The sequence below is a fragment of the Roseinatronobacter sp. S2 genome, assembly GCF_029581395.1.
GTDB lineage: Bacteria > Pseudomonadota > Alphaproteobacteria > Rhodobacterales > Rhodobacteraceae > Roseinatronobacter.
In genome coordinates this window covers 2,418,505-2,431,755 of the sequence record NZ_CP121113.1, presented here as the reverse complement: position 1 = coordinate 2,431,755, position 13,251 = coordinate 2,418,505, and the positions used below count along the sequence as shown (strand labels likewise).

At 59.4% G+C, this 13,251-nt stretch carries 14 protein-coding genes; 9 read left to right on the top strand and 5 right to left on the bottom strand.

Going from position 1 to position 13,251, the window contains the following annotated elements:
- Positions 1–79: 79 nt before the first annotated feature.
- From choV to choX, 3 genes are all read right to left on the bottom strand, one after another.
- The gene (gene choV, locus P8S53_RS11620; RefSeq protein ID WP_277804129.1) at positions 80–1,120 is read right to left on the bottom strand and encodes a choline ABC transporter ATP-binding protein; all 1,041 of its coding nucleotides are present in this window, start codon (positions 1,118–1,120) and stop codon (positions 80–82) included.
- The gene (gene choW / locus P8S53_RS11615) at positions 1,117–1,959 is read right to left on the bottom strand and encodes a choline ABC transporter permease subunit (protein ID WP_277806707.1); all 843 of its coding nucleotides are present in this window, start codon (positions 1,957–1,959) and stop codon (positions 1,117–1,119) included. Before choW ends, choV begins: the two co-directional genes overlap by 4 nt.
- Positions 1,960–2,029: 70 nt before the next feature.
- Positions 2,030–2,956: a choline ABC transporter substrate-binding protein gene (gene choX / locus P8S53_RS11610; protein ID WP_277804128.1), complete on the bottom strand. Its 927-nt coding sequence runs from the start codon at positions 2,954–2,956 to the stop codon at positions 2,030–2,032.
- A 103-nt stretch (positions 2,957–3,059) separates the two neighbouring features.
- Between choX and betI the strand changes: the two genes are divergently transcribed.
- The 3 genes from betI (at position 3,060) to betA (ending at position 6,848) form a co-directional block, all read left to right on the top strand.
- Complete coding sequence (gene betI / locus P8S53_RS11605; protein ID WP_277804127.1) at positions 3,060–3,647, top strand: transcriptional regulator BetI; 588 nt, start codon at positions 3,060–3,062, stop codon at positions 3,645–3,647.
- Complete coding sequence (gene betB, locus P8S53_RS11600) at positions 3,644–5,095, top strand: betaine-aldehyde dehydrogenase (protein ID WP_277804126.1); 1,452 nt, start codon at positions 3,644–3,646, stop codon at positions 5,093–5,095. Before betI ends, betB begins: the two co-directional genes overlap by 4 nt.
- 112 nt (positions 5,096–5,207) lie before the next feature.
- Positions 5,208–6,848: a choline dehydrogenase gene (gene betA / locus P8S53_RS11595; protein WP_277804125.1), complete on the top strand. Its 1,641-nt coding sequence runs from the start codon at positions 5,208–5,210 to the stop codon at positions 6,846–6,848.
- Between the two features lie 157 nt (positions 6,849–7,005).
- Here betA and P8S53_RS11590 read toward each other — a convergent pair whose 3' ends face one another.
- Together P8S53_RS11590 and P8S53_RS11585 are read right to left on the bottom strand one after the other, a co-directional pair.
- On the bottom strand, positions 7,006–7,656 hold the full coding sequence (locus tag P8S53_RS11590; RefSeq protein WP_277804124.1) for a flagellar hook capping FlgD N-terminal domain-containing protein: 651 nt from the start codon (positions 7,654–7,656) through the stop codon (positions 7,006–7,008).
- 103 nt (positions 7,657–7,759) lie between these two features.
- A complete protein-coding gene (locus P8S53_RS11585; protein ID WP_277804123.1) occupies positions 7,760–9,277 on the bottom strand; it encodes a flagellar hook-length control protein FliK in 1,518 nt (505 codons plus the stop codon).
- Between the two features lie 99 nt (positions 9,278–9,376).
- Here P8S53_RS11585 and P8S53_RS11580 point away from each other — a divergent pair, with 99 nt between their 5' ends.
- From P8S53_RS11580 to P8S53_RS11555, 6 genes are all read left to right on the top strand, one after another.
- On the top strand, positions 9,377–9,676 hold the full coding sequence (locus P8S53_RS11580) for a rod-binding protein (RefSeq protein WP_277804122.1): 300 nt from the start codon (positions 9,377–9,379) through the stop codon (positions 9,674–9,676).
- Positions 9,669–10,007 carry a hypothetical protein gene (locus P8S53_RS11575; protein WP_277804121.1) on the top strand — a complete coding sequence of 113 codons (339 nt, stop codon included), beginning with the start codon at positions 9,669–9,671 and terminating at the stop codon, positions 10,005–10,007. The genes P8S53_RS11580 and P8S53_RS11575 overlap by 8 nt, the downstream gene beginning before the upstream one ends.
- Positions 10,008–10,226: 219 nt before the next feature.
- Entirely contained in the window at positions 10,227–11,528 is a 1,302-nt protein-coding gene (locus P8S53_RS11570; RefSeq protein WP_277804120.1) for a flagellin, read from the top strand.
- Between the two features lie 78 nt (positions 11,529–11,606).
- Positions 11,607–11,984, top strand: a complete 378-nt coding sequence (gene flaF / locus P8S53_RS11565; RefSeq protein ID WP_277804119.1) for a flagellar biosynthesis regulator FlaF — start codon at positions 11,607–11,609, stop codon at positions 11,982–11,984.
- Positions 11,981–12,385, top strand: a complete 405-nt coding sequence (gene flbT / locus P8S53_RS11560) for a flagellar biosynthesis repressor FlbT (RefSeq protein ID WP_277804118.1) — start codon at positions 11,981–11,983, stop codon at positions 12,383–12,385. The genes flaF and flbT overlap by 4 nt, the downstream gene beginning before the upstream one ends.
- Positions 12,382–13,173, top strand: a complete 792-nt coding sequence (locus tag P8S53_RS11555) for a DUF1217 domain-containing protein (RefSeq protein ID WP_277804117.1) — start codon at positions 12,382–12,384, stop codon at positions 13,171–13,173. The genes flbT and P8S53_RS11555 overlap by 4 nt, the downstream gene beginning before the upstream one ends.
- The last annotated feature ends 78 nt before the right edge of the window (positions 13,174–13,251 follow it).

Below are 13,251 nucleotides of genomic sequence, written 5' to 3'. Positions count from 1 at the left end.
CGCGGCGGGCTGCGCCCTTGATTCCGCGCCTTCGGGCTTTACCCGTGTTTGCAAAAGACCATCACCGCCGCGCACCGCGTCAGTTCACCACGCCGCGTTTCGAGGTCAGGGCGGCCAGAACGGATTGCGGGGTCACATACCCGAGTGTGCGCCCTTCATCTGCCACCGCAAGGCAGGTGGTGCGCGTGTCCATCAAATCCATGACCTGCCGGATGGGCATGTCGGCATCAATGGTCTTGATGGCGGCAGGCGTATTTGCGCGCGCCAGTGCATCACGCGCGCACAGCACTTGCAGCGGGTTCATGTTGGCCACGAAATCGGCGACATACTGGTTGACAGGGCGGGAATAGATCTGCGCAGGCGTGCCACATTGAATGATGCGCCCGCCTTCGAGAATGGCAATGCGGTTGCCCAGCTTGAAAGCCTCGTCCAGATCATGGCTGACAAACACGATGGTGCGTTTCAGGCGCTGCTGCAATTCCAGAAGTTCATCTTGCAGTTTTGCACGAATCAACGGGTCCAGCGCGGAAAACGGTTCGTCCATCAGCAAGATCGGCGCATCTGTGGCAAAGGCCCGCGCCAGACCCACGCGTTGCTGCATGCCGCCCGACAGGGCGCTGACAGGCTGGTCCGCCCATTGCGACAGGCCCACAAGTTCCAGCTGCCCTGCAACCCTGTCGCGCCGCTCGCGCCGTGGCACGCCTGCCAGTTCCAGCCCGAAGCCCACATTTTCGCGCACGCTGCGCCATGGCAGCAGGCCGAATTGCTGAAACACCATTGCAACAGTGCGCGTGCGCAACCGGCGCAGGCTGGCGCGGTTGGCCTTGGGCACACTGACCAGCGTGTCCCCGTCATGAACCAGCACATCCCCCTGCACAATGGGGTTCAACCCGTTCACGGCGCGCAGCAATGTCGATTTGCCAGACCCTGACAGGCCCATCAGGACGACAATTTCACCATGTCCGACATCCAGCGTGCAATCATGCACGCCTAACACCTGTCCGCTGGCGCGCTTGATGTCATCGCGGCTTTGGCCGGTTTCCATCAGCGGAATTGCCTTATAGGGGTTCTTGCCGAACACGATGGAGACGTTGCGAAAGCGAATGGCGGGGTCGGTCATGGCTTCACCTCTACGCGCAGCATACGGTCCAGCATGATCGCGACTGTGACGATGACCGCGCCCGCCTCGAACCCCAGGGACGCATTGACGGTGTTCAACGCGCGCACAATCGGCACGCCCAGACCGGGTGCGCCCACCAGTCCTGCAATCACAACCATGGACAGCGACAGCATGATGGTCTGGTTCAGCCCCGCCATGATCTGCGGAAAGGCATAGGGCAGTTCCACCTTGCGGATGCGCTGGCCCGTGGTTGCACCAAACGCGGTGGCGGCTTCACTAAGGGCGGTGGGGGTGGAACGGATGCCAAGTTCCGTCAGCCTGATGGCCGCAGGCATGGCGAATATGACCGTGGCCACCAGCCCCGGCACCATGCCCAGCCCGAACAGCACCAGAACAGGTATCAGATACACAAAGACCGGCAATGTCTGCATCAGGTCCAGAACCGGTGTCAGTGCGCGGTAAAACCGCGGGTGATGGGCGGAATATATGCCCAAAGGCACGCCAACGCCCATGCACACGATGCATGATGCCAGCACCAGCGTCAGGGTCTGCATGGTCAGCACCCAATAGCCCTGATTCAGCGCAAATAACAGGCATGCAGCCACAATCAGCACGGGCACCAGACGGCGTTGTAAAACCCAAGTCACGGCGCAGAACCCCGCGATGATGGCGAAGGGATGCGGGGTTTGCAGCATCGTTCCCAACAGGCCGATAATGCTGCGCAGGGCGGCTTCTACCCCGTCAAAGGCCGTGATGAACGTATCCTGTAGCCAGTCGAAGGCTGCGGCGATGCTGCGCCCGACAGGGATTTTCGCATCGGTGATGGGTTTTGTAAGCATGTCGGACACGCATCTGCTCCAGTTCTGGCACGTGGCCCCGGACATGATCCGGGACCACAACGCAGGATTATCAGTCGTCCAGTGCTGCCAGCACAGCGTCCAGCCCGTCATCGCCGTCGCGGGTGGTCACGCCGTCCAGCCATGGGGTCAGGGCATCGCGATTGGCCGACAACCACGTGCGCGCCGCATCTTCGGGCACGGCACCATCATTCAGGATCGCGCCCATGATCTCGTTTTCCAACTCCAGCGTGAATTCCAGATTGCTCAGGAACTGGCCCAGATTTGGGCATTCCTCGACCAGACCGGCGCGGGTGTTGGTATAGACTTCGGCACCGCCGAAATCGGGGCCGAACCAGTCATCGCCACCGGCCAGATAGGTCAGGTCGAAATTGGCATTCATCGGGTGCGGCTCCCACCCCAGAAAGACAACGGGTTCATCACGACGGTCGGCGCGGGCCACTTGTGCCAGCATGCCTTGTTCCGAACTTTCGACAACATCGAAGCCCGACAGGCCAAAGGCATCAGCCTCGATCATGTCCAGAATCAGGCGATTGCCGTCATTGCCCGGCTCAATCCCGTAAATGCGGCTTTCCAGCGCTTCTGCCTGTGATGCGATATCCGCGAAATTTTCAATCCCAAGGGCCGCGCCTGCGGCATTGGTGGCAAGCGTGTATTTCGCACCCGCTAGGTTGCGGCGCACGGTGTCCACACTGCCCGCTTCGCGGTAAGTGGCGATGTCGGCCTCCATCGTGGGCATCCAGTTGCCAAGGAACACATCAACATCGCCATTGGCCATGGATGTATAGGTCACAGGCACGGACAGAACCAACGTGTTGGTCTCATACCCAAGCGCGTCCAGTATCGTGGTCGCCACAGCGGTTGTGGCGGTGATGTCGGTCCAGCCCACATCGGAAAACGTGATCTGCTCGCATGTCGCAAATGCAGGGGCGGCGGCAAATGTTGCAGCGGCGGCAAATGTTGTCAGACGAAGGGTCATAGGCATTTCTCCCGGTTTTGATTTTTCTTGATTGACCAATCAATAAACAATCAGCTAGTCATCTTGCAACCAAAAACATGACTTGTCGTTACAGGGATTGACCATGCCGAAGCTAGGAATGGAGCCTATCAGGCGCGACGCGCTGATCAAGGCAGCAATTGCCGAGATTGGCGCAACCGGCGCGTTAGAGGTGACGGTCAGCCGTATTGCGCGGCGTGCGGGCATGTCATCGGCGCTGGCGCATCATTATTTCGGATCGAAGGAACAGATGTTTCTGGCGGCCATGCGGCATATTCTTGCCGTCTATGGCGCGGAAATGCGCGGCGCGCTGGCCATGGCCAATGGGCCGCAGCAACGCTTGCAGGCGCTTATCCGCGTGTCATTCAGCGGGGCCAACTTTCGCCGTGACGCCGTGTCGGCTTGGTTGAATTTCTATGTGATGGCGCAGCGCAATGCGCAGGCGGCGCGCTTGTTGCGCATTTATCAGCAACGCCTGCGCAGCAATCTGCGCCATGCCCTGCGTCCGCTTGCGGGGGACGGGGCGGCGGCGGATCTGGCAGAAGGGGCGGCGGCCATGATCGATGGTGTTTACCTGCGCGAGGCACTGGGTCCGGGTGAACCCAATGGCGAACGCGCCGAGCAACAGGTTGCAGGATGGCTGCAAGCCGCTTTGGACAAGAGGGCAAGATGAAAGCACAACCGAAAGCCAGCCATTTTATTGCGGGCGACTGGGTCGAGGATACAGCCGGCGCAGCATTTGACAGCATCCACCCCGCCACGGGCGAGGTGATCGCGCGGCTGCATGAAGCAACGCCCGACATCATGTCGCGCGCGCTGGACGCGGCGCAGGCAGCGCAACCTGCATGGGCGGCACTGGCACCGGTGGAACGCGGACGCATCCTGCACCGCGCAGCGATGATCCTGCGCGCGCGCAATCACGACCTGTCGGTTCTGGAAACGCTGGATACGGGCAAACCGTTGCAGGAAACGCTGGTGGCCGATGCCGCATCAGGCGCGGATGCGTTCGAGTATTTTGCGGGTTTCGCCGCCACTGTAACCGGCCAGACCATCGCGCTGGGGCGCGACATGGCCTATACCCTGCGCGAGGCACTGGGCGTGTGCGTGGGCATTGGTGCCTGGAATTACCCCATCCAGATTGCCAGCTGGAAGGCCGCGCCCGCGCTGGCATTTGGCAATGCGGTGGTGTTCAAACCGTCAGAGATAACGCCCCTGAGCGCGCTGGCACTGGCAGAAATCCTGCATGAAGCGGGCCTGCCTGCGGGGCTGTTCAATGTGGTGCAGGGGCGCGGTGCCGTGGGCGCGGGGCTGGTCACCGATGCGCGTGTGGCGAAAGTTTCGCTGACGGGATCGGTGCCCACGGGGCGCAAGGTCTATGCCGCCGCAGCCCAAGGCATTCGCGCTGTCACGATGGAACTGGGCGGCAAATCGCCGCTGATTATTTTCGACGATGCGGATGTGGAAAATGCGGTCAGCGCAGCAATTCTGGCCAATTTCTATTCATCAGGGCAGATCTGTTCCAACGGCACGCGGGTGTTTGTGCACCGCGATATAAAGCAGGCATTTCTGGACCGGCTGGCGGTGCGCACCCGCCAGATCAGGCTGGGTGACCCGCTGCGCGAGGATACGCAGATGGGTCCGCTTGTCTCGGATCGGCAAATGCACAAGGTGCTGGGCCATATTGCAGACGGGATAGAGGCAGGCGCGCGGCTGGTTTGCGGGGGCGCGCGGCATGGAAAGGTCGGGTGTTTCGTCCAGCCCACGGTTTTTGCCGATGTGCGCGACGACATGGCACTTGCGCGCGAGGAAATATTCGGCCCCGTCATGTCGGTGCTGGATTTCACGGATGAAAGTGACGTGATCACCCGCGCGAACGCGACCGAATACGGGCTGGCCGCAGGGGTCTTCACCCGCGATCTTGCGCGCGCCCACAGGGTTGCGGGCGCGTTGCAGGCGGGCACCGTGTGGGTGAATGCCTATAACCTGACGCCTGTGGAAATGCCCTTTGGGGGCGTCAAGGCCAGTGGCGTGGGGCGCGAGAACGGGCATGCCGCGCTGGAGCATTACACGCGCATCAAATCGGTCTATCTGGGGCTTGGGGATGTTGATGCACCCTATTGACCGGGCACCCTGGCTTGACCTTGCGGACGCGCACCTTGCGGTGCGCCACACCATTTTCAGGCGCGCCCGATGGGCGCGCGGGCGCAATTGCTGCGGGCAGGGGTAAGTTGACATGAACGCCGATTATATCATTGTCGGGGCGGGGTCCGGTGGGTCCGCCGTTGCTGCCCGGTTGGCGGAAGCCGGACATTCGGTGTTGATTGTTGAAGCGGGTGGCAGTGACATCGGCCCGTTTATCCGCATGCCGGGTGCCTTGTCCTACCCGATGAACATGCGCCGCTATGACTGGGGCTTTCGGACGGAGCCGGAGCCGCATCTGGGCGGGCGGACACTTGCATGCCCGCGCGGGCGCGTGATCGGGGGATCGTCCAGCATAAACGGCATGGTCTATGTGCGCGGTCATGCGCGTGATTTTGACCATTGGGCCGAAAGCGGGGCCAGCGGCTGGGGGTATGGTGATGTGCTGCCCTATTTCAAACGCATGGAAAACTGGCATGGTCCCGCCCCGTCGCAATGGCGCGGCACGGGGGGGCCGCTGCATGTCACGCGCGGTGCGCGCGAGAACCCGTTATTCAACGCCTTTATTCAGGCCGGTGCGCAAGCGGGATATTCGCTGACCGAAGATTACAACGGTGCCGCGCAAGAAGGTTTCGGCGCAATGGAAGCCACGATCTGGCGTGGTCAGCGCTGGTCGGCCGCCGATGCCTATCTGCGCCCCGCATTGGCGACAGGGCGAGCGCGCCTGATCAGGGGCGAAGTTGCGCAGGTTGTGTTTAATGACGAGCAGCGCGCAACGGGCGTCCGACTGACCGATGATCGTGTGCTTCATGCCAATGCAGAGGTGATTTTGGCCGCGTCAAGCATCAACACCCCGAAACTGCTGATGCTGTCCGGTATTGGCCCTGCGTCACATCTGGCCGGGCATGGGATCGCACTGCGCGCGGACCGCCCCGGCGTGGGGCAAAACCTGCAAGACCATCTGGAGCTGTATCTGCAATATTCCGCAACCCAGCCGATCACGTTGTATAAATACTGGTCCTTGCCGGGCAAGGCCTGGGTCGGGGCAAGATGGCTTTTCACCCGCAAGGGGCCGGGGGCGTCGAACCAGTTCGAGGCCTGTGCCTTTATCAGGTCGCGCGCAGGGATTGATTACCCCGATATCCAGTATCATTTTTTGCCGATAGCCGTGCGGTATGATGGCAAGGCCGTAGCAGAGGGGCACGGATTTCAAACCCATGTCGGGCCGATGCGGTCCAAAAGTCGCGGTTGGGTGAAGCTGCGTTCGTCGCGCCCGCAAGATGCGCCGCGTGTGTGTTTCAATTACATGAGCCACCCTGATGACTGGACCGAGTTTCGCAGCTGCATCCGGCTGACGCGCGAAATCATGGGGCAGGCTGCGTTCAAACCCTTTATGGGCCATGAAATACAGCCCGGTGCGGCGGTGTCCGAGGATGCGCAGCTTGATGCGTTTATTCGTGAACATGTCGAAAGTGCGTATCACCCTTGTGGCACGGCCCGCATGGGCAAAGCGGATGACCCCGCAGCGGTTGTCGACCCGCAGGGACGTGTGATCGGCGTGCGTGGTTTACGCGTTGCCGACAGCTCGATTTTTCCGCGCATCACCAATGGCAACCTGAATGCGCCGTCGATCATGGTGGGAGAGAAAATCGCAGATCATATCCTTGGGCGCAGGCTTCCGGCCGAAAACATGGCGCCTTCCTTGCACCCCGACTGGATGCGCCAGCAGCGCTGAATGCGTGTTTTTTTCATGTCTTCCGCAAGGCCGGCCTGCGAGCGTGTGACGGGTCTGTTCCAAGCGTGTTCCGCACACCCTGTGGTGTGTCGCAATGGTGAATGCAGGGCCATAGCGGCCCGCAAAACGCGGACGCCCCGGAATTGTCAGGCTGCGTTCAGCGAATTCCGGCAATTTGTGTGCTGGTGACCTGTGCCCCACCTTCCAGCACCAGAACGATTTGACCATTGTTGTTGCGGACTTCCATAACAGGGGAGTAATGGACGGCCCTGGTGGTGGAAATGCTGTCATTCCCGCGGAAATCTTCGACCGTGAACAGGTAGGGTCCATGCGGCAGGGGCGTTGCCAGATCATGGGCGAGGTCAATGACAATATTGCCTTGCCCCGTGCTGGCCGGAACCCGCGCGAGTTCCTGCCCGTCAATGGAGGAAATGACAAGGTCGCGGCTGGTCGCTTCGGCAATCGCGGGGGCTTGCAGCGTCAGCGGTGCGCCAGAGTAGCGGACGGGTGCATCTGTCGCCACTTCCTTGTTCAGCCAGTTTGCAAGATCAGAGAACATCATCTGGTCTGTCAGCCTGCCAAGAAGCTGGTTGGTCTGAATTTGCTGCTCCACTCCGGAAAATGTTGCAAGCTGGACCGCGAAATCGGATGATTCGACAGGATTTAGCGGGTTCTGGTTTTGCATCTGCGTGGTCAGCATACGCAGAAACATGGTAAAATCCGACCCGTCAGTGAAAGCGCTTTTCCCGCCTTGGGCTGTGCTGCCGACGGGCTGAGCGTTGACAGAATTGTTTTCGATACTGAACATGTTCACTCTCATTAGTTTGGAACGCTTGTGGGGCGCTGCCGGGGCAATGGAAAGGGCCGGGATATTCTGGTTCGGCCCGGTTGGATCAGCGCTTCGATGACGCCTATAGCCGCAGGTCCATTCCTGCGGAGTTAGAAGCACCTGGCACCTGTTCGGGTCTTTTGCGGGGGTGGTCCGGTGGTCCGGTGTCGAGAAGTTGCAGGCGGTGCATTGCCCCAACCCCACCATGTTCGGCCAGTTTCAGATCAATGTTCGTGAACCCGAGAGACGCAAGATCATCCAGCAGCAGGTTCAGTGACCGCTTCAGCATATCAAGCATATCAAGGCGTCCGGCCAGCATTGATATCTGAACGCTGCCGTCGGTCGCCGAAACTGAAATCCTTAATTTGCCGCCCATCCCGTCCAGCATGTCCAGTTCAAAAACGGGGTCCCCGTTTGAAGTTGCTGCCTGTATCGCCTGCGCAATTGCTGCGGAAAACGTCGCATCGTTTCGCAGCAGCGATGTCGTCGGGCGTGCGGTATGGCTCGCGGGCGCCTCGGCCGCCGCAAGATTAGGCAAATCGGCCATCTGCACCGATTGATCGCGGACCGGTGAATCATGCCGATCATTTTCTGGAATGCTCGCCGGATCGTGCATAATGGGCAGTGCCAGCGGGTGGGTTACCGAGTTTACCCCTGCGGGCAGCCCGAAATGCCCGTCAGATAATGGAATAGAGGCAGCCTTAAGCGGCGTGTCCGGGTTCGACGTCTGGGCAGGTGTGGTATTCGGATATGAAAGAACAGGTGCGGCTTTCGGATAGGAAAGGAACTGTCGCTCCGTCAGGATTGTGGCGCCAGTCAGGGATGCGGAACTGGGCAAGGCCGCCGGGTCCGTCCCACCTTCGGAAAGTGCAAATTGCAGTGTGGTATCTGGTCGGTGTGTCAGGACATCACTGGATATGAACGGCCCCGAAGCGGGGGCATAGACTGCATTAATCATGGACGTTGCAAATGCGGGTTCGGCGCGCACATTTGGCATAGCGTGAAATTCAGGTGCAGTAATAAGGGGCCGAATGCGCGTCGGGGGGGGCGTGTCGGCTCTGGCATTTTTATGCAAGGGCGGGGCTTGGGTGGTGCGTTTTGCGCGATCCTTCACATGCACATGCAAACCCTCTTCTGGTGGGATATGCGAAACCAGACGCCCATGATCGAGCGAGAGCGCAGAAACACCGGCGCTTGCCGTGTTTGATGATGCCATATCGCGCGGGGGCTGGACGGCAGAGGGGGGGGTATCCACGCCACCTTCAGATGAAGGCGTGATCGCAGGCGCAGGCAGATCATGCGCGACGGCAACCTCGTGCACGATCCATTCAGGGGGGCTATCCATTGCCAGATTATGTGTGATGTCATCTTCGGCACCCGCCTGATCAGACGGCAGATCAGGCGGCGGATCAGAATTCTGCTGCGTGTCGCGCGTGTGTCGGTCCGGTGCGTCCTGTTCATTGCGCGGGACAGATGTGACCATTCCGGCCAGTATCCGGGCAAATTCCGTGCCGTGCTGCGACGGGCGCATTGGTGCATGTGCGTTGTCGGGGGGCGCGACTTGCAATGCCGGTATATCTGGTGTGGTTCCGATGATCATCACATCCTCCTGGATGACCCATAATCCAACAAAGTAATTACCGAATCTTTACCACCGGGTGCGTATTTTGAAAGACGTCACTCGTGAAAGGTCATTCAGATGTCGGGAATCACTTCGCTTCATGCGCATATGCCTGTGCAGGAAAAACAGCCGAACACGCGCGCGCACCAGCATCAGGCAAGTGCGGTCGAGTTCGAGGCGCTTGTCCTTGCAGAATTGCTGCGCGCCGCCGGGGCAGGAAAACCAGTCACCGGGTTCGAAAGTGGGCTGGGGGAGGACCAGTTTGCTTCGTTTCTGGTGGACGCACAGGCGCGGGCGATTGCGGCAAGGGGCGGGATCGGGCTGGCAGAAATGGTGATGCGCGCCAGCGAAAAGGACGGGGGCGCCGGACATGTCTGAGAGGGTGATCGCGCAGCTTCGTATGCTGCTGGAGGATGAAAAACAGGCGCTTCTCGGGGCGGATTTTGACAGTCTTTCGCAATTGGCTGACCGCAAGGAGGCCCTGATCGATGCGTTGTCAGTACACCCGCTGCGCGGCAAGACCCTTCACGAATTGCGCACTGCCAATGCGCGCAATCAGGTGCTTCTGGCGGCCATCGCAAAAGGGGTTTCAGCGGTGCGCCTGACAGTGTTGCAGCACCAAAAGGCAAGAAATACATCCTGTTACCAGAAGGACGGGTCGCAAAGCCCGCTTTTGCCGCAATCAGGAGCGCTTGCCCGTCGTGCCTGAGGGGGCGTTTACCATGTTTGCAGGAATGCGGGTCGAAAAGCTGCGAATCAGGTCGGCGTTCACGCTCTGGTAACTTGCTTGATCCATATTGGCATATGTCGGCAGAAGGCTGAACTGACGGGCTTTCATTTCATCGTCTGAATGCAGAATGCAGCAAACCTCACCCGCCGTGGGTGACCCAAAAATCATGTGCAAAATGCACAAATTGAAAGGCATAACATGTCAAGCATTCTGACCAATACCGGCGCAATGGTGGCCCTGCAAACGATGCGCGGTATCAACAAGAACATGGCGCAAACCCAAAGCGAAATCTCGACCGGGAAATCGATCAATTCGGCCAAGGACAACGCAGCAGTCTGGGCTATTTCGAAATCCATGCAGGCAGATGTCAAAGGGTTTTCTGCTATTGGTGACAGTCTGGCGCTGGGCCGCTCGACAGTTGCAGTCGCCACGCAGGCGGCAGAAACCGTCACGGACCTGTTGACCCAGATGAAAGGGGCGATCGTTTCCGCGCAGGAAGACAATGTTGATCGCGCGAAGATCCAGACAGATATCGTGGCGTTGCGCGAACAGATCACCTCGATCACGACAGCTGCGCAGTTCAACGGACTGAACCTGTTGTCCAACCGTGAACAGACGGCGGGGACGGGCACTGTGAACGTCCTGTCTTCGCTTGACCGTGCGTCCGATGGCAGCGTCTCATCTGCTAATATCAGCGTGAGCAAGCAGGATCTCGGCACTCAGGAATCATCTATCGCTACGACGGCCGTAGCCCTTGCAGCACTTCCTTTGGCGGAAAAGGCGACAGGCACGTCGGCCGGTGCGGTTCAGGCATTGACGGGTGTGGTTGCGGCAGCAGGCGTAAGCAACACGGCTACGATTGTTAACGGTGGCGTCGCTGCGGGGGACGGGTTCAGTATTGCCCTTAGCGCCGGTGCAGGCACGCTTGCTGGTGCGAACACATCTTCGACCAACGACATTCGCTATGTTGCGCGTGATGGTGATACTTCCGTCGATGTCGCACGCGGCCTGGCTGCGGCCTTCAACAGGTATGCCGAAGCGAATGGACTTGAAGGTTTGACGGCTTCGGTTACCGGTGCCGGGAATAACGAAGTTACCTTTACCAATACTGCAGGGCTGAACAATAACGTTTCGGTGCGTCTGGATGTATTCGCCGCGACAGACACCACAATCGGCGGGGGCCTGGAGGCGCTGAACGGCATTGATGTCAGCACTTCCGATGGCGCGGCATCGGCTCTGTCGGAAATCGAAGGCATGATCCAGACTGCAATCGATTCGGCTTCGGCCTTCGGGTCGGCCCAGACCCGTATCGACACGCAGGCAGAATTCATCAAGAACCTGTCTGACGCGCTGACGACCGGTATCGGCAGCCTTGTTGATGCAGATATGGAAGCCGCATCTGCACGTTTGCAGGCGCTTCAGGTGCAACAGCAGCTGGCGACCCAGTCGCTGTCGATTGCGAACCAGCAGCCCCAGAACATTCTGGCGCTCTTCCGCTGATAAGATCATGTGGGTCCCCGTTTCGGGGACTCACGTCTTCATCAGTCAACTAATTCATTTCCAGAACGGGGATTCAGGATGAACGCCCATGTCATGGCCGCCGCCGCTTATGGTGTGCCCAATACCGCCTATAAGACGCCACGCACGATCGAGTATGAGCTGATCTCGAAAATCACATCTCGTCTGAGCACTGCAATAAAGGCACAACCTTTCAACTTTGCAGCCTTGGCCGAAGCGATGCATGAAAACCGCAGACTTTGGGTCGAACTCGCAATGGACCTTGCGACGCCTGGCAACCAGCTACCAGATATCTTGCGGCTGCAACTTCTTGGGCTTGCGCAATTCTCACTTCGTCACATTGATCAGGTTCTGGACGGTAAGGATAGCGCAGATGTGCTGGTCGATATCAATCTGGCCGTGATGCGGGGTCTTGCAGGAAGGGCCGGGGGCGCATGACAAATCTTGTGATCCGGCTTGCCCCGCATGAACGTGTCTTGCTGAATGGTGCGGTGATTGAAAATGGCGACCGGCGTGCCAGCCTGTCTGTGCGCACCCCGAATGCACATGTTCTGCGCCTGCGCGATGCCATACATCCACAACAGGCGAATACGCCGGTGAAACGCACATGTTACCTTGCGCAGCTGATTTTGTCCGGCGACGCCGTGCCACAAGATGCGCGCCAGCCCTTGTTGCGGGCGATCGAGCAACTCAGTCAGGTTTTTACCGATAATGACAGCCGGAAACTGCTGGAGGATGCAACCAATGCTGTCATGGACGAAGAATACTATGCCGCATTGAAGGCGTTGCGTGCCTTGCTGCCGAGAGAGGCGAGGATGTTTGCCTCGGCCCCGCAATGAGCTTTCAGCCGGTCATTCCCATCGGGGGGCTTGCCGGCTGGGCTTTTCTGAACAAGACGCGCGCGCGGCAGGAGGCAAGTTTTATAGCCTCTCCCGCACTAAAGAACGATCTGGACCATTTCCGTCAGAATTTTGCGTCAATCACGTCCACCGATGAGCTGGTCAAGGACCGGCGCAGTTTTCGGGTGATCCTGTCTGCCTACGGGCTGGAAGATGACATAAACAGCACGGCCTTCATCCGCAAAATCATCGATGATGGTGTAGACGACCGCAGGGCGTTATCAAACCGCCTGACGGATAAACGCTACAAGGCGCTGTCGCAGGATATGCAGTTTCTGGTGGCGGGGGCCACGGTGGCAGCCCCCGATGATCTGCGCGATCGTGTTGTCGCGCAGTTCCAGACCCGCAGTTTTGAGCGCGCCGTGGGCGAGCAGAATCAGGACATGCGTATGGCGATGACCCTACAGCGGGAATTGCCCGGTCTTGTGCAAGGGTATTCGTCGGAAAATGCGCGATGGTTTGCGGTTCTGGGCAACGCGCCCCTGCGCAAGGCCATGGAAACAGCGCTGGGCCTGCCAAAGGAATTCGGGGCGCTGGATGTTGATCAACAGGTGGTGCGTCTGAAATCTGCGGTCATGCGGCGGTTCAATGTGTCTAACCTGCAAGCCCTGTCCGAACCTGAGACTATGGCCAAACTGGTCAAACGGTTCCTGGTGATGGCGCAAATAAAGGAGATGCAGGTTTCAATGTCCCCGGCGTCGATCGCGCTGGCGTTGTTACGGCGCTGAATGAATGACTGCGGCACAGGGCCGGGAATATGTGATGCCGCGCCCGATGCGTTCGCGTGTTTGGACAAGCGTATACCC